10 protein-coding genes are annotated in these 15,003 nt (G+C 72.1%); 2 read left to right on the forward strand and 8 right to left on the reverse strand.

Features of this window, described 5'->3' with window-relative positions; genetic code table 11:
- Positions 1 to 28 precede the first annotated feature (28 nt).
- Complete coding sequence (locus tag Q0967_RS04445; protein ID WP_298746274.1) at positions 29 to 2,926, forward strand: FAD-binding and (Fe-S)-binding domain-containing protein; 2,898 nt, start codon at positions 29 to 31, stop codon at positions 2,924 to 2,926.
- 318 nt (positions 2,927 to 3,244) lie between these two features.
- Entirely contained in the window at positions 3,245 to 5,251 is a 2,007-nt protein-coding gene (locus Q0967_RS04450) for a DUF305 domain-containing protein (protein ID WP_298746272.1), read from the forward strand.
- Between the two features lie 51 nt (positions 5,252 to 5,302).
- On the opposite strand, the gene Q0967_RS04455 is transcribed toward Q0967_RS04450, so the two are convergent.
- The 8 genes from Q0967_RS04455 to Q0967_RS04490 form a co-directional block, all read right to left on the reverse strand.
- The gene (locus Q0967_RS04455; protein ID WP_298746270.1) at positions 5,303 to 6,955 is read right to left on the reverse strand and encodes a thiamine pyrophosphate-binding protein; all 1,653 of its coding nucleotides are present in this window, start codon (positions 6,953 to 6,955) and stop codon (positions 5,303 to 5,305) included.
- 143 nt (positions 6,956 to 7,098) lie between these two features.
- The gene (locus tag Q0967_RS04460; RefSeq protein WP_298746268.1) at positions 7,099 to 7,899 is read right to left on the reverse strand and encodes an aldolase/citrate lyase family protein; all 801 of its coding nucleotides are present in this window, start codon (positions 7,897 to 7,899) and stop codon (positions 7,099 to 7,101) included.
- Entirely contained in the window at positions 7,884 to 8,669 is a 786-nt protein-coding gene (locus tag Q0967_RS04465) for a fumarylacetoacetate hydrolase family protein (protein ID WP_298746266.1), read from the reverse strand. Before Q0967_RS04465 ends, Q0967_RS04460 begins: the two co-directional genes overlap by 16 nt.
- Before the next feature lie 16 nt (positions 8,670 to 8,685).
- Entirely contained in the window at positions 8,686 to 9,852 is a 1,167-nt protein-coding gene (gene hpaD / locus Q0967_RS04470; protein ID WP_298746264.1) for a 3,4-dihydroxyphenylacetate 2,3-dioxygenase, read from the reverse strand.
- Positions 9,853 to 9,905: 53 nt separating this feature from the next.
- Positions 9,906 to 11,438: a 5-carboxymethyl-2-hydroxymuconate semialdehyde dehydrogenase gene (gene hpaE / locus Q0967_RS04475; RefSeq protein WP_298746262.1), complete on the reverse strand. Its 1,533-nt coding sequence runs from the start codon at positions 11,436 to 11,438 to the stop codon at positions 9,906 to 9,908.
- A gap of 19 nt (positions 11,439 to 11,457) precedes the next feature.
- Entirely contained in the window at positions 11,458 to 12,162 is a 705-nt protein-coding gene (locus Q0967_RS04480; RefSeq protein ID WP_298746260.1) for a GntR family transcriptional regulator, read from the reverse strand.
- Complete coding sequence (locus Q0967_RS04485; RefSeq protein WP_298746259.1) at positions 12,144 to 13,742, reverse strand: fumarylacetoacetate hydrolase family protein; 1,599 nt, start codon at positions 13,740 to 13,742, stop codon at positions 12,144 to 12,146. The genes Q0967_RS04480 and Q0967_RS04485 overlap by 19 nt, the downstream gene beginning before the upstream one ends.
- Positions 13,743 to 13,832: 90 nt before the next feature.
- A complete protein-coding gene (locus Q0967_RS04490; RefSeq protein ID WP_298746257.1) occupies positions 13,833 to 14,978 on the reverse strand; it encodes a TRAP transporter substrate-binding protein in 1,146 nt (381 codons plus the stop codon).
- Positions 14,979 to 15,003 lie beyond the last annotated feature (25 nt).

Raw genomic sequence — 15,003 nt, forward strand, 5'->3', positions numbered from 1 at the left:
CACGCCCGTCCGCACTAGGCTGGCCGGCGTGCCGCCGACGACCCTCGAGATCCCCTGGAGCCACCTCGAGACCTCGCTGGGCGAGCAGCTCGGCAGGAGCGCGGTCAGCCGGCGACCGCTGGACCTGCACGCGCTGGCGCACGACGCGTCGCACTACCTGCTCACCCCGGAGCTGCTGGTCCGCCCCACCTCGGCCGACCAGGTGGCGGCGGTCATGGCGGCCTGCGACGAGGTCGGCGCGCCGGTCACCTTCCGCTCCGGCGGCACCAGCCTGTCCGGGCAGGGGGTCACCGACGCGGTCCTGGTCGACACCCGCCGGCACTTCACCGACGTCGAGGTGCTGGACGGCGGCGCCCGGGTCCGGGTCCAGCCCGGCGTGACGGTCCGGGCGGTGAACGCCCGGCTCGCGCCCTACCACCGCAAGCTCGGGCCCGACCCGGCCAGCGAGGGCGCGTGCACGCTGGGCGGCGTCATCGCCAACAACTCCAGCGGGATGCACTGCGGCACCCAGCTCAACACCTACGCCACCCTGGAGTCCCTGACCGTCGTGCTGCCCTCGGGCACGGTCGTCGACTCGGCCGCCCCGGACGCCGAGGCCGAGCTGGCCGCCCGCGAGCCCGAGCTCGTGGCGGGGCTGCTCGCCCTGCGCCGGCGCGTGCTGGGCGACCCGGACTCGGTGGCGACGATCCGGCGGCTGTTCTCGATGAAGAACACCATGGGCTACGGCATCAACGCCCTCCTCGACTTCGAGAGCCCGCTCGACATGCTCGTGCACCTGCTCATCGGCAGCGAAGGCACGCTCGGCTTCGTCGCCTCGGCCGTGCTGGCGACCGTCCCTGTCCACCCCGAGGTGGCGACCGGGCTCCTCGTCCTCGACACCATCGGCGCGGCCACCGGCGCGGTGCCCGAGCTCGCCGGGACCGGTGTCGCCACGGCCGAGTTGCTCGACGCCGCCTCCCTGCGGGTGGCCCAGCAGGACCCCCGCTGCCCGCCCCGCATCGCCGACCTCGACGTGGAGCAGCACGCCGCGCTCCTCGTGGAGTGGCAGGGTGACAGCCCGGCAGAGCTGGACGCCGCGGTCGGGTCGGCCGCCGCGACCCTGGACCGGCTGCCGCTCACGACGCCGGCCCGGCTCACCCGCGACGCCCGGGAGCGGGCCGCGCTGTGGACGGTGCGCAAGGGCCTGTTCTCGGCGGTCGCCGAGGCCCGCCCCGCCGGCACCAACGCCCTGCTCGAGGATGTCGTCGTCGGCGTCGACGTGCTCGGGGAGACCTGCGTCGCGCTCACCGAGCTCTTCGCCAAGCACCGCTACGAGAGCTCGGTCATCTTCGGGCACGCCCGCGACGGCAACGTCCACTTCCTGCTCAACGAGCGCTTCGACGACGCGGGCTCGATGCGCCGCTACGCCGACTTCACCGAGGACCTGGTCGACCTGGTCCTGGGGCAGGGTGGCTCGCTCAAGGCCGAGCACGGGACCGGCCGCATCATGGCGCCCTTCGTCCGGCGCCAGTACGGCGACGAGCTCTACGCGGTGATGTGGGAGATCAAGCGGCTCCTCGACCCCCGAGGACTGCTCAACCCGGCGGCGGTGCTCTCCGACGAGCCCACGTCATACCTGCAGGACCTCAAGCCCTCCCCGCCGGTGGAGGAGGAGGTCGACCGCTGCGTGGAGTGCGGCTACTGCGAGCCGGTCTGCCCGTCCAAGGACCTCACCCTCACCCCGCGCCAGCGGATCGTGGTGCGCCGCGACATCCAGACCGCGCGCGCCGCCGGCGACCACGCGCTCGCCGACTCCCTCGAGCGCGACTACGACTACGACGGCACCCAGACGTGCGCCGTCGACGGGATGTGCCAGAGCGCCTGCCCGGTCCGCATCGACACCGGCGCCCTGACCCGTCGGCTGCGGCGGGAGTCCGCCACCCGCACGGCGCAGACCGCCTGGGCCGGCGCCGCCCGGGCCTGGGGCACGGTGGCACCCCTGGGCGGGCTGGCGCTGAGCGCGGCCCGGCTGGTGCCCTCCGGCGTGCCGGTGACCGCCACCCGGCTGGTGCGCGCGGTCGCCGGCGCCGACGCCCTGCCGCTCTACGACGCCCGCCTGCCCGGTGGTGGAAGCAGGAGACGCGAGCTGGCGACCGGCTCCCCCGTCGCGGTGCTCTTCAGCACGTGCATCGGCGAGATGTTCGGCACCGAGCCCGGCGGGCACACCGGCGACCTCGGGTCCGGGGCGACCGGGGCACTCGTCGAGCTGTGCGTGCGGGCCGACGTCCCGCTGCGCACCCCTGCCGGGATCGGCGGGCTCTGCTGCGGCACGCCCTGGAAGTCCAAGGGCATGAGCAGCGGGTATGCCGTCATGGCCGACCGGGTGGTCCCCGCCCTGCGCGAGGCGACCGAGGGCGGCCGGCTCCCGGTGGTGGTCGAGGCGTCCTCGTGCGTGGAGGGGCTGGAGATGATGCTGGCCGAGCGCGCCCCGGACCTGCGGGTCGTGGACGCCGTGGACTTCGTCCGGGACACGGTGCTCCCCCGCCTCGACGTGCGCCGCACCGACCGCACCCTCGTGGTGCACCCGACCTGCTCTTCCCAGCGGGCGGGCAGCACCGAGGCCCTGGTGGCACTGGCCGAGGCGGTCGCGACCGACGTCGTGGTGCCCATCTCCTGGGGGTGCTGCGCCTTCGCCGGGGACCGCGGCCTGCTGCACCCCGAGCTCACCGCCTCGGCCACCGCCGCCGAGGCCGCCGAGGTCGCGGGGATCGTCGCGCGGGTGACGCCTCCCCGTGCCGAGAACGCCTCCCCGAGCACTGCCCTCACCCCTGCTGGCGAGCCCGGCTTCGTCTCCTCCAACCGCACCTGCGAGATCGGGATGACCCGGGCCACCGGGCAGCCCTACCGGCACGTCCTCGAGCTGCTGGCTGAGGCGAGCCGGGCATGACCGGCCGGCCCTACAGCCGACGGCACCCAGGTGCATGACCGCGTGACCCCTCAGCCTCGGCCGGCGATCTCGGGCTTGCAGGGAGCTGGTCTGAACGGCGCGCGACTGCAGCGGTCATGTCGCCTTGTCGGCCGTTCTCACGACACAACCGGTGCACTCGCGCAGCCACCCGCGACGCCGGGACGCGCCACCCGGCGCGCGTCGGCCATCCTCTGGGAGCGGTAAAGGTTTGCCCATCTTTGGGTATCGACCCGCCGTCCGCGGTCCGCCCGCGCCTACTGTCGAGGAGTCCCCGAGCTCCACTGGAGGTGGGTTGTCATGGTCGACACCACGAACCGGGCACGACGCCTGCTACGCACCGTAGCGGCGGCAGCCCTCGCGATGACCCTGAGCGTCGCGTTCCTTCCCGGGGCGGTCCAGGCCGACCCCGACGACATCGAGACGAGCGACAACATGTCGCTCGTCGACAACACCCCGAAACGGTCCCCGCTGGACCAGGGCTTCAACTCCGACATCGCGTTCTGGGGCGACTACGCCTTCCAGGGCAACTACGACGGCTTCACCATCTGGGACATCTCGCGGCCCAGGAACCCGCAGATCGTCAGCCAGGTGCTCTGCCCCGGTGGCCAGGGCGACATCTCCGTCACCGAGGACGGCTCGCTGCTCTTCTTCTCCGTCGACTACGCCCGCACCGACGACTCGTGCACCAGCGAGTCGACCAGCACGGGGAACCCGGACGGCTGGGAGGGGATGCGCATCTTCGACATCAGCAACCTGCGCAACCCCGACTACGTCGGCACCGTCGCCACCGAGTGCGGCTCGCACACGCACACCCTCGTGCCGGACGACGCCGGCGAGAGCGTCTACCTCTACGTCTCCTCCTACGGCCCCAACGCCGCCTTCCCCAACTGCCAGCCCCCGCACGACAGCATCTCCATCGTCGAGGTGCCGCTGGACGACCCGGGGGCCGCCGCGGTGGTCGCCGAGCCGGTGCTCTTCCCCGGTGGTGGCGCGCCCGGCACGAGCGGGTGCCACGACATCACGGCATACCCCGACCGCGACGTGGCCGCCGGCGCCTGCATGGGCAACGGCATCCTCATGGACATCTCCGACCCGGTGGACCCGCAGGTCATCGACCGGGTGCGCGACAGCAACTTCGCGTTCTGGCACTCGGCGACCTTCAACAACTACGGCACCAAGGTCGTCTTCACCGACGAGCTCGGTGGCGGCGGGGCGGCGACCTGCAACGAGGAGGTCGGCCCGAACCGCGGCGCCAACGCGATCTTCGACGTGGCCGGGGCGGGGAGCTCGCGCGACCTGGTCTTCCGCAGCTACTACAAGATCCCCCGGCCCCAGAGCGACACCGAGAACTGCGTGGCCCACAACGGCTCCTTGGTGCCCGTCGTCGGTGGCGACGTCATGGTGCAGGCGTGGTACCAGGGCGGGGTCTCGGTCTTCGACTTCACCGACTCCTCGGCCCCCGAGGAGATCGGCTACTTCGACCGCGGCGCGCTCTCGGACGACGTGCTGACGCTCGGCGGCTCGTGGTCGGCCTACTACTACAACGGCCACATCTACTCCAGCGACATCCAGCAGGGCCTGGACGTCCTGCGGGTGCGCGGCACCAAGGGTGACCGACGGGTCACCTTCGACGTGCTCAACGCGCAGACGCAGTACCAGTACGCCGAGGGCCGCAACCGCGGCCGGGCGCCGTCCATGAGCGTCCAGGGCGACACGGCGAGCGCCCCGGTGATCCTGCCCGGGTCCCCGGGCGAGGAAGCCCGGGTTCTCAGCGCCGGGGAGGCCGATCGCATGACCGCCCAGAGCCGTGCCGAGGTGGCCGGCGTCAACGAGGCGGACGAGATGTTCATGCACATGATGGCGCCGCACCACCACCAGGCGGTCCTCATGAGCCGGATGGCCCCCAGCCGGGCGCAGAGCCCGGAGGTCAAGGCCCTGGCCGCGCGCATCCTCGTCGAGCAGGGCCTGGAGATCGACGCGATGCAGGGCTGGCAGGCCCGCAACGACCTGCCGGTCACCGACGAGAAGGCGGCCTACCGGCAGATGATCCGGGACCCGGAGATGGTCGAGCAGATGGGTATGGCGACCCGCCAGGAGATGCGCGCCCTGCGTGGCTCCGAGGGAGCCGAGTTCGACGCCCTCTTCCTCGACCTCATGATCCCCCACCACGAGGGGGCGGTCCGGATGGCCGTCGACGCCAACCTCCACGGTGAGGACGGGTTCGTGCGCCAGTTCAGCACGGATCTCATCGTCACCCAGGAGGCGCAGATCGCCCAGATGGAGCAGATGCGCACCACGGTCTGATCCGCTGACGGAGGGCCCGGCACCGCACGGTGCCGGGCCCTTCGTGCCGCCTCAGCTGTTCACCCGGATGATCTCCTCCTGGTAGGGCGCGACCACCCCGCCGGAAACCCGGCAGTCCAGCACGAGGAAGGGCCGCTCCTCCGCAGGCTCGGCGGCCCAGGTCTCGAGTCGGTCGAGGTCGGCCAGGGTCCGCACCACCACCCCCTCGGCGCCCACGCCGCCGGCCAGGGCGGCGAAGTCGACCTGCGGGATGAGCATGGGCGGCAGCGCCAGGCCCTGCAGCCCGTAGAGGTTGACCTCGGCGCCATAGGCGGCGTCGTTCCAGACCACGGCCAGTCCCGAACCCCCGGCGACCCGCACCGCCGACTCCAGGTCGGACAGCGCCATGAGGCCGCCGCCGTCACCGGTGGTGAGCACCACCGTCGACCCGGGCCGGGCCAGGGCCGCGCCGAGCACGGAGGGCCAGCCCAGACCGATGGACTGGAAGGCGGTGCCCACCATGATCATCCGGTCCGGCGAGGCCACCGGCCAGTACATGTTGGCCCACCCGATGAAGTGCCCGCCGTCGGAGACGACCACCCGGTCCTGCGGCAGCAGCTCGCCGATCCGGACCGCCACCGACCGCGGGTCCAGCCGACCGTCCGGCGCGAGGTCCTCCCCCGGGTGGTAGGCGCACAGGTCACGCACGGGCACGGACTCGCGCCAGCGACCCGGTTCGTGCCCTGCCCCGGTGAGGTGTTCCGTGAGCGCCCGCGCCACGAGGGCCGCGTCACCCCGCACGTAGCCCCCCACGTGGGGATGCGTCGCCGCCGGGGCGACGTCGACCTGGAAGAGGCGGGTGCCCGGCGCGAACAGCTCGCCGAAGCGCATGGTGAACTGGTTGAGCGAGGCGCCGAAGACGACCGCCACGTCGGCCTGGCGCACGAGGTCCAGCGCGCCCTCGGCACCCCAGCCGCCGGCCACCCCCAGGTCGTACTCCGGCCGGGGGAAGATGCTGCGCCCCAGCGAGGTGGTGGCGGTCACCGCGCCGGTCGCGTCGGCCAGCTCGCCCAGCGCCCCGCCGGCGTCCGCCAGCCAGGCGCCCCGTCCGGCCAGCAGCAGCGGACGCTGCGCCGCGCCCAGTGCGCGGGCCATCTCCCCGACGGTGCCCTCGGCGTACTCCCCGGTCGGGGCGATCGGCGAGGGGGCGTGCGGCCCGGGCACCTCCGGGACCGGTCCGACCTCGAGCCGGGCCACGTCGTAGGGCACCGCCAGGACGGTCGGCACCCGGTAGGTCAGGGCGTGCTCGATGGCGATGACGGTCGTGGCGGCGGCGTCGGTGCGCCCGACCGTGTAGGTGCGGGCGCCGACCGCGGACGCCAGGGCGATCTGGTCGACGTCCCAGGGGCGCGGGCCGGAGGTGGGCTCGTCCCCCACCACGAGCAGCAGCGGCACCTTGGCCTGCACCGCCTCGGCGAGCGCGGTGAGCGTGTTGGTGAACCCGGCGCCGTAGGTGGACGTGGCCGCAGCGATCCGCCCGCAGGCCCGGTGGTGGGCGTCCGCCGCCACCACTCCCCCGGCCTCGTGGCGGACCGCGGTGAACTGCACGTCGCTCGAGCGCTCGAGGGCGTCCAGGACGTGGGCGTTGCCGTTGCCCATGACCCCGAAGACGTGGTCGACGTGGCGGGCCAGGGTGAGGGCGACGTGGGCGGAGACGGTGGGCATACGAGCTTCCTCTGCAGAGACATGACGGGATCGAGGCCGTATGTGTCTCGCGCGCCCAGCGCGGCTCCGTGCTCCTTTTTCGAGCACCGGCGCGCAACGGCGCCGGACCCCTCGACTATAGGTGCTGGCGCGGGGGTGGCACGTCAGGATCGGTGGGAGTCCTCACCGCCGGAGGGCAGGAACCGTGCGGCCAGCGCCTCCGAGCCGCGGGCGAGCAGCGCGACGTCGGCACCCACGAGGACGAAGGCGGCACCCTGCCCGAGGTAGTCGTCCGCCACGGCCGGGTCGAAGGCGTTCACCCCGACGGGGGTGCCGGCCGCCCGCGTGGCCTCGAACGTCCGCCGCACGGCTGCCCGCACGTCCGGATGGGTCTGCTGCCCCAGCAGGCCCATCGACGCCGCGAGGTCGCTCGGCCCCACGAAGACCCCGTCGACGCCGTCGACGGCCGCGATCTCGCCGGCCGCCGCGACCGCGGCGTCGGACTCGACCTGCACGAAGAGCGACACGTGGTCGTCGGCGTCGCCCAGATAGCCCTCGACCCGGTTCCACCGGGCCGAGCGCCCGAGGGCCGACCCGACACCGCGGCGTCCCTGCGGCGGGTAGCGCACGGCCGACACCGCCGCGGCGGCCTCCTGCGCGCTCTCGACCATGGGGACGAGGATGGTCTGCGCCCCCAGGTCCAGGACCTGCTTGATGACCACGGGGTCGGCGGAGGGGACGCGGACGACAGCGACGACGGGGTATGCCGCCACCGCCTGCAGCTGCGCGAGGACCGACTCCAGCCCGTTGGGAGCGTGCTCCATGTCGATGAGCAGCCAGTCCAGGCCCGAGCCGGCGGCGATCTCGGCCACGAGCGGCGAGCCCGAGCAGACCCACACGCCCACCAGCGGGCGGTCGGCGCGCGCGAGCGCGTCGCGGAGGGTGGGGGTCAGACGAAGTGGCACGTGATGGTCCCCATCTCGGCGTAGTCGCAGTGGATGGTGTCGCCCTTCGAGACCCACACCGGGCGGGTGAAGGAACCCGCGAGGATGATCTCGCCGGCCTCGAGCCGGTCCCCGTGCTGGTGGACCTTGTTGGCCAGCCAGGCCACGCCCGTGGCGGGATGGCCGAGGACCCCCGCGGCGACGCCGGTCTCCTCGACCTCGCCGTTGCGGGACAGCACGCCGGGGACCCAGCGCAGGTCGACCTCGTCCGGGCGCCGGCGGACGTCGCCGAGCACCATCGCCCCGTAGGCCGCGTTGTCGCTGATCGTGTCCACGATCGTCCGGCCCTCGAGCTCGATGTGGGAGTTGAGGATCTCCAGCGCCGGGACGGCGTGGTCGATCGCCGCCAGCGCGTCCTCCAGGGTGCAGTCCGGCCCGGTCAGCGGCTCGGCGAGGACGAACGCCAGCTCGACCTCGATGCGGACGTTGGAGAAGTGGTCGACCGGGATCTCAGCTCCGGAGGCGTGGACGGTGTCGTCGAACATGACGCCGTAGTCCGGCTCGGTGATCCCCGTGGCCTGCTGCATCGCCTTGGAGGTCAGGCCGATCTTGCGGCCCACCAGCCGGCGGCCGGCGGCGAGGTTCGTGTCCCGCCAGACGCCCTGGATGGCGTAGGAGTCCTCGACCGTCGCCTCGGGGTGGCGCGCGGTGATCCGCGGGACCACCGAGTGCGTCCGGTCGGCCTCGGCCAGCTCCTCGGCGATCGTCGCGATCTGCTCGGGCGTCAGCATCCCTGGTCCTCCCCGGTCACAGCTGGTGCCCCAGCTTGTACTCGCCCTTCTTCCAGTCGGGCATCTCCTCGTCCTCGTCCCGGCGGGTGTAGGAGAAGCCGTCCGCGCCGATGGTCACCTGCATCTCGGAGTCGTCCGTCCTCGCCACCACCGGCTGCGGGTTGCCGTCCAGGTCGAGCACAAGGGAGGCCTCGGTGTACCAGGACGGCACCACCGGGTTGCCCCACCAGTCGCGCCGCTGGTTGTCGTGCACGTCCCAGGTGATGACGGGGTTGTCGGGGTCGCCGGTGTAGTAGTCCTGGGTGTAGATCTCGACCCGGTGCCCGTCCGGGTCGCGCAGGTAGAGGTAGAAGGCGTTGGACACGCCGTGCCGGCCGGGACCGCGCTCGATGGCGTCCGACCGGCGCAGCGCGCCGAGCTTGTCGCAGATGGCCAGGATGTTGTGCTTCTCGTGGGTGGAGAAGGCGACGTGGTGCATCCGCGGACCGTCGCCCCCGGTCATCGCGGTGTCGTGCACGGTCGGCTTGCGCCGCATCCACGCGGCATACACCGTGCCCGCGTCGTCCTGGATGTCCTCGGTGACCCGGAACCCGAGGTCCTGCATGAACCGCGTGGCGCGCGGCACGTCGGGGGTCACCTGGTTGAAGTGGTCCAGGCGCACCAGGGCACCGGGGGTGTAGAGGTCGTAGCGCCACGCCAGCCGCTCGACGTGCTCGACGTCGTGGAAGAACTCGTAGGGGAAGCCCAGCGGGTCGGTGACGCGCACGGAGTCGCCGACCCCCCGGGTGAAGCCCTCGGCCCGCCGCTCGACCCGGCACCCGAGCTCGGTGTAGAACGCGACGGCCCTGTCCAGGTCCTCCGGGGAGCGCACCCGGTAGGAGAACGCCGCCACCGCGGCGACCGGACCCTGGCGCAGGACGAGGTTGTGGTGGATGAACTCCTCGATCGAGCGCAGGTAGACGGTGGAGTCGTCCTCCTCGGTGACGGTCAGGCCGAGGACGTCCACGTAGAAGTCGCGGGACGCGGCCAGGTCGGTGACGACGATCTCCATGGAGGCGCAGCGCAGGATGTCGGGGGCCGGCACCGACGGGGTCGGCACCGGGTCGTCGGTCTGGATGGGTGCCTCCTGGGAGACGTAGTAGCCCGAGGAGGTGAGGGTCTTGTCGGTATGCCTGTCGCTCATGTCGCGTCCTTGCGAGGTCGGGGTGGTCGGGGCGGCTGCTCGGGGGCGGGTGGTCAGCGGCCCGCCGGGTCCTGCTTGCCGAAGGTGGGGTGGTGGGCCGCGCCCAGGGTGATGTGGACGGCCTGCTGGTCGGTGTAGAAGTCGATGGAGCGATAGCCCCCCTCGTGGCCCAGCCCGGAGGCCTTGACGCCGCCGAAGGGGGTGCGCAGGTCGCGGACGTTGTTGGAGTTCAACCAGACCATGCCTGCCTCGACGCTCTGCGCGAAGGTGTGCGCCCGCCGGAGGTCGTTGGTCCAGATGTAGGCGGCGAGCCCGTACTTCACCCCGTTGGCCAGCTCGAGCGCCTCCTCCTCGGTGTCGAAGGGGGTGATCGCGACGACCGGCCCGAAGATCTCCTCCTGGAAGATCCGGGCGTCCCGGGGCACGTCCGCGAACACCGTCGGCGCGACGAAGTTGCCCGTCTCGAAGCCCTCGGGCCGGCCGCCGCCGGCGACCAGACGGCCCTCGGTCTTCCCCAGCTCGATGTAGCCCATGACCTTGTCGTGGTGCTCGGGGTGCACGAGGGCCCCGACCTCGGTCCGCTCGTCGTGCGGGTGCCCCACCACGACGCGCTGCGCCTGCGCGGCATACCGCTCGACGAACTCGTCGTAGACCTCGCGCTGCACGAGGATGCGGCTGCCCGCGGTGCACCGCTCCCCGTTGAGGGAGAAGACGCCGAAGATCGTCGCGTCGATGGCCGCGTCCAGGTCGGCGTCGGCGAAGACGACGGCCGGCGACTTGCCGCCCAGCTCCATCGACAGGCCCTTGAGGTAGGGCGCGGCGTTGGCGAAGATGAGCTGCCCGGTGCTGCTCTCCCCGGTGAAGGAGATGAGCGGCACGTCCGGGTGCTTGACCAGGGCGTCCCCGGCCTCCTCCCCCAGGCCGTTCACCAGGTTGAAGACCCCCTGCGGCAGGCCGGCCTCCTCGAAGATCTCGGCCCACAGCGAGGCCGACAGCGGGGTGAACTCGGCCGGCTTGAGCACCACGGTGTTGCCGGTGGCCAGGGCCGGGCCGAGCTTCCACGACTCGAGCATGAAGGGCGTGTTCCACGGGGTGATGAGCCCGGCGACGCCGATCGGCTTGCGGTTGACGTAGTTCACCTGGCGCCCGGGCACCTTGTAGGTGTCGTCCGCCTGCGCCACCACCAGGTCGGCGAAGAACCGGAAGTTCTCCGCCGCGCGCCGGGCCTGGCCGAGGGCCTGGGTGATCGGCAGCCCCGAGTCGAAGGACTCCAGCTCGGCCAGCCGGGCGTCCCGCGACTCCACGATGTCGGCGATCCGGTGCAGGATCCGGCTGCGCTCCCGGGGCAGCATGCCCGGCCAGGGCCCCTCGGTGAAGGCCCGGCGCGCGGCGGCGACCGCGCGGTCGACGTCCGCCCTCGAGCCGGACGCCGCGTGCAGGTAGGTCTGGTTGGACACCGGGTCCAGCACCTCGAAGGTCGCCCCGTCGAGGGAGTCGACGAGCTCGCCGTCGATGTAGTGCTGGATGCGCTCGGGCAGGTCCGCGGGGACGTGCCCGGTGACGGGACCGCGGGTGGGGTCGGTCATCATGCTCCTCCTGGGTGGGTCAGAACGCCGGGAGACCCAGCGCCTCGTCGGGGTGCTCGTGGATGAGGTAGGCGTCGAGGGTGGCAGACCGGTGCCGCCGGGCAGCCTTCTCGATCTCGCCCAACGGCGCGCCGCGCTCGATGAGCTGCAGGATGTTCTCGTGCTCGTGCACGGATTCCTGCGCGCGGCCGGGGACGAAGCTGAAGGTGGAGTCGCGCAGGTGGCCCAGCCGGGCCCACTCGGCCTCGACGAGCTCCAGCAGCCGTGGGTTCGGGCACGGCCCGTAGAGCGTGGAGTGGAACTCCTGGTTGAGGCGGGTGAAAGCGCGCGGGTCGAAGTGCTCCAGCGTCTCGATCATCAGGTCGTTGATGCTGCGGGCCGTGCGAAGGTCGTCGGCGCTCAGGCGGCGAGCGGCGAGTGCGGTCGCCGTCCCCTCCAGGATCGACAGCGACTGCATGCTGTGGCGGTACTGCGAGTCGTCCACCATCGAGACCCGGGCACCCACGTTGCGCTCGAAGGTCACCAGCCCTTCGGCCTCCAGCTGACGGATCGCCTCGCGGACGGGGACGACGCTCATGTCGAGCTCACCGGCGATCATGCCGAGCACGAGGCGGTAGCCAGGTGTGAAGTCCTGGCTCGCGATGCGCTCCTTGATCCAGTGGTATGCCCGCTGAGACTTGCTGAGGGACGAGGCGTCCGCGCTGCTCAGCGCTCCTGGCGCCATGCGTCGTACCTCGCTCTCCACTCGGCGTTCATGGGGAAGAGCCCGTCGACCGGGTGGCCCTCCGCGACCCGCTCCGCGATCCAGGCGTCCTCCGACTCCTTGGCGAGCGCGGCGTCGACGACCTCGTGGACCAGACCCGGGGGAATGACGACGACGCCGTCGGCGTCGCCCACGAGGACGTCACCGGGCTGGACGGTCGTTCCGCCGCAGGCGATCGTGAGGTCGTGGTCCCAGGGCACGTGCCGACGACCCAGGACCGCAGGATGGGCGCCCGAGCTGTAGACGGGGATGCCGACCGCGGCTACCGCGTCCAGGTCCCGCACCCCGCCGTCGGTGACGATGCCGGCGGCGCCGTTGGCGTGGGCCCGGATCGCGAGGATGTCCCCGAGGGTCCCGGAGCCGGACTCGCCCCGGGCCTCGATGACGATGACCTCGCCCTCCCCGACGGCGTCGAAGGCACGCTTCTGCGCGTTGTAGCCCCCTCCGTGGCTGCGGAAGAGATCTTCGCGGTTGGGCACGAAACGTAGGGTGCGGGCCACCCCGACGAGCTTGGCTCCGGGGTGCAGCGGCCGGACCCCGTCGATGGTGACGTTGTCGAGGCCGCGCTGCCGCAGCTGTTGCGAGAGCCCGGCGACGGGCACCCGGAGCAACTTGTCCCGCACCTCGGGGTCCAGGGCCGGGCGAGCGGCACCCTCCTGCGCGGCGTCGTCGGCCGCGGCGTCATCGGCCGCCGCGTCCTCGCCCGGCAGCCCCGCTGCCTCCCGGGAGCCCCATGCCTCAGCCCGCTGCGTGTCGTCGACGGCGGGCAGGGACCCCAGTCCGGGGTCGAAGCCGATCTCCCCCTGCACCACTGTGGTGACGAGGCGACCGCTGGTGGGAGAACCCTCGGCGGTCGGGGCGTCCACCTCGACCTCGACCACGTCCCCGGGGGCGAGGACCGAGGAGCCGGCCGGGGTACCGGTGAGGATGACGTCACCGGTCTCCAGGGTGAGGTGCTGCGCGAGGTCGGCGACGATCTGCGGGAGGGAGAAGATGAGCCCTGCAGTGGTGTCCTCCTGCGCGAGCTCCCCGTTCACCCAGGTACGGACCCGTAGCCCGGCCGGGTCGATGATGCTCGCGTCCAGGAGCTCGGGGCCGACCGGGGTGTAGCCGTCGCGGCCCTTGGACCGCGCGTTGGATCCCTTGTCGTTCGCGCGCAGGTCGTAGAGACCCAGGTCGTTGGCGGCGGTCACCCAGCCCACGTACGACCACGCGTCCTCCTCGGTGACGTGGCGGGCGGGCCTGCCGATGACGAGCGCCACCTCTCCCTCGAAGGCGAGCAGCTCCGTCGCTGCCGGCCGCTCCACCGTGCCCTGTGTGGCCGCCACGGAGCTGGACGGCTTGAGGAAGTAGGACGGTGCCTCCGGGCGGCGGCCGCGCTGGTCGGCCCGTGAGGCGTAGCTGAGGTGGACGGCGACGATCTTCCCCGGCCGGCACGGGAGCCCGGCGAACCGCGGATCCTGGCGGACCGACGGGCCGTGGCCTGCCGGATCGTACGCCTGCTCGTCGCTCGACACAGGAGCTCCCTCGCTCGTCATCATGAACGGATCGTATATGATCTCTTCGGGCCGGCACAAGCGCCGTGCCGGCCCGGCGCCGACCCCGCCCGGTCCGGGCGGGGTCGGCGGACGTCACTGCGAGGCGAACTCGTCGACGCAGGCCAGGATGGCGTCGTCGTAGGCGGTGTCCTCGAGGTCCGTGTAGCCGGCGACGTACTCGTCGAGCACGGCCTGCGCATCGTCCAGGCCCTGACTCGACGCCAGCTCCACCCAGGCCTCCTTGGAGGACTCCAACGACTCCTGCTCCCAGGCCTCGGTCACGGACTCGTCCCACATCGTCAGGTCCTCGACGGTGGGGGCGTCGAGCATCTGCTGGCACTGGTCCGCGGCCTGGTCGTTGAAGGCCTCGATCCCCGCACCGGTGTTCAGTTCCTCGGTGACCTCGTCGACCGTGGCCCGCAGGTCCTCGGGCAGGCTGTCGTAGGCATCCTGGGAGAACCACATCCCGAACGTGGAGTACTGCCCGATGCCGGGGTCGCTCCAGTAGGGCAGCAGCTCCATGAGTCCGTAGTTCACCGGGAAGTCGATCGTGCCGCCGACCGCCTCGAGCACGCCGCGCTGCACCGCCTCGTAGCTCTCCGAGGCGGTCACCGCCTGGATGCTCGCTCCGGAGTCGGTGAGGAGCTGCTGGACGATCGGGCCGGACGCCCGCATGGACAGACCGTCGAGGTCCTCGGGGGTGGAGATCTGCTCATCGGTCCCGATGAGGATCCGACCGACGGGCCAGGTACCCACGTGGTGCAGCCCGTTCTGGTCCATCACGGCCTTGGCCGGGCCTTCCTCCAGGTGCAGCCGGTAGAGCGTCTCCATCGAGGCCTGCGAGTTGGTGGTGAGGAAGGGGATGCTCACCATGCTGGTGGAGGGGAAGTACTGCGGCGTGTAGTCGGGAACCGTGACACCGATCTGCGCTCGGCCGTCGCGGACGCACTCGACGACCTCGGGGGCGGCGCACAGCGACTCGGTGGTGGTGCGCTCGAAGCTCACCCGGCCGTCGGTGGCCTCCTCGACGGCATCGAGGTACCAGTCCTGCACCGCAGCGTTCGGGGTGCCTTCCTGGGCTCCGGTGGAGAGGGTGAAGGTGAAGGTCTCACCCTCCCCCTCGGAGGCGCCGTCGGTCGCGACGCCGGAGCATCCGGCGGCTGAGCCGACGGCGGCCACGGCCACGGCTGCGGCCGCAAGCGTGCGACGGCGACCATTGGTGAGGCGGGGAAACATCATTGTTCTCCTTCGTGGGGGTGGGGAT

Source organism: uncultured Serinicoccus sp., assembly GCF_947500995.1.
In the GTDB taxonomy this organism is placed as follows: Bacteria; Actinomycetota; Actinomycetes; order Actinomycetales; family Dermatophilaceae; genus Ornithinicoccus.

Bases quoted from the DNA above. Each gene is read 5' to 3' on its own strand.
- Q0967_RS04450 (WP_298746272.1), top strand. From the start codon at position 3,245: ATGGTCGACACCACGAACCGGGCACGACGCCTGCTACGCACCGTAGCG.
- Q0967_RS04455 (WP_298746270.1), bottom strand. From the start codon at position 6,955: ATGCCCACCGTCTCCGCCCACGTCGCCCTCACCCTGGCCCGCCACGTC.
- Q0967_RS04465 (WP_298746266.1), bottom strand. From the start codon at position 8,669: ATGCTGACGCCCGAGCAGATCGCGACGATCGCCGAGGAGCTGGCCGAG.
- hpaD (WP_298746264.1), bottom strand. From the start codon at position 9,852: ATGAGCGACAGGCATACCGACAAGACCCTCACCTCCTCGGGCTACTAC.
- hpaE (WP_298746262.1), bottom strand. From the start codon at position 11,438: ATGACCGACCCCACCCGCGGTCCCGTCACCGGGCACGTCCCCGCGGAC.
- Q0967_RS04480 (WP_298746260.1), bottom strand. From the start codon at position 12,162: ATGGCGCCAGGAGCGCTGAGCAGCGCGGACGCCTCGTCCCTCAGCAAG.
- Q0967_RS04485 (WP_298746259.1), bottom strand. From the start codon at position 13,742: ATGATGACGAGCGAGGGAGCTCCTGTGTCGAGCGACGAGCAGGCGTAC.
- Q0967_RS04490 (WP_298746257.1), bottom strand. From the start codon at position 14,978: ATGATGTTTCCCCGCCTCACCAATGGTCGCCGTCGCACGCTTGCGGCC.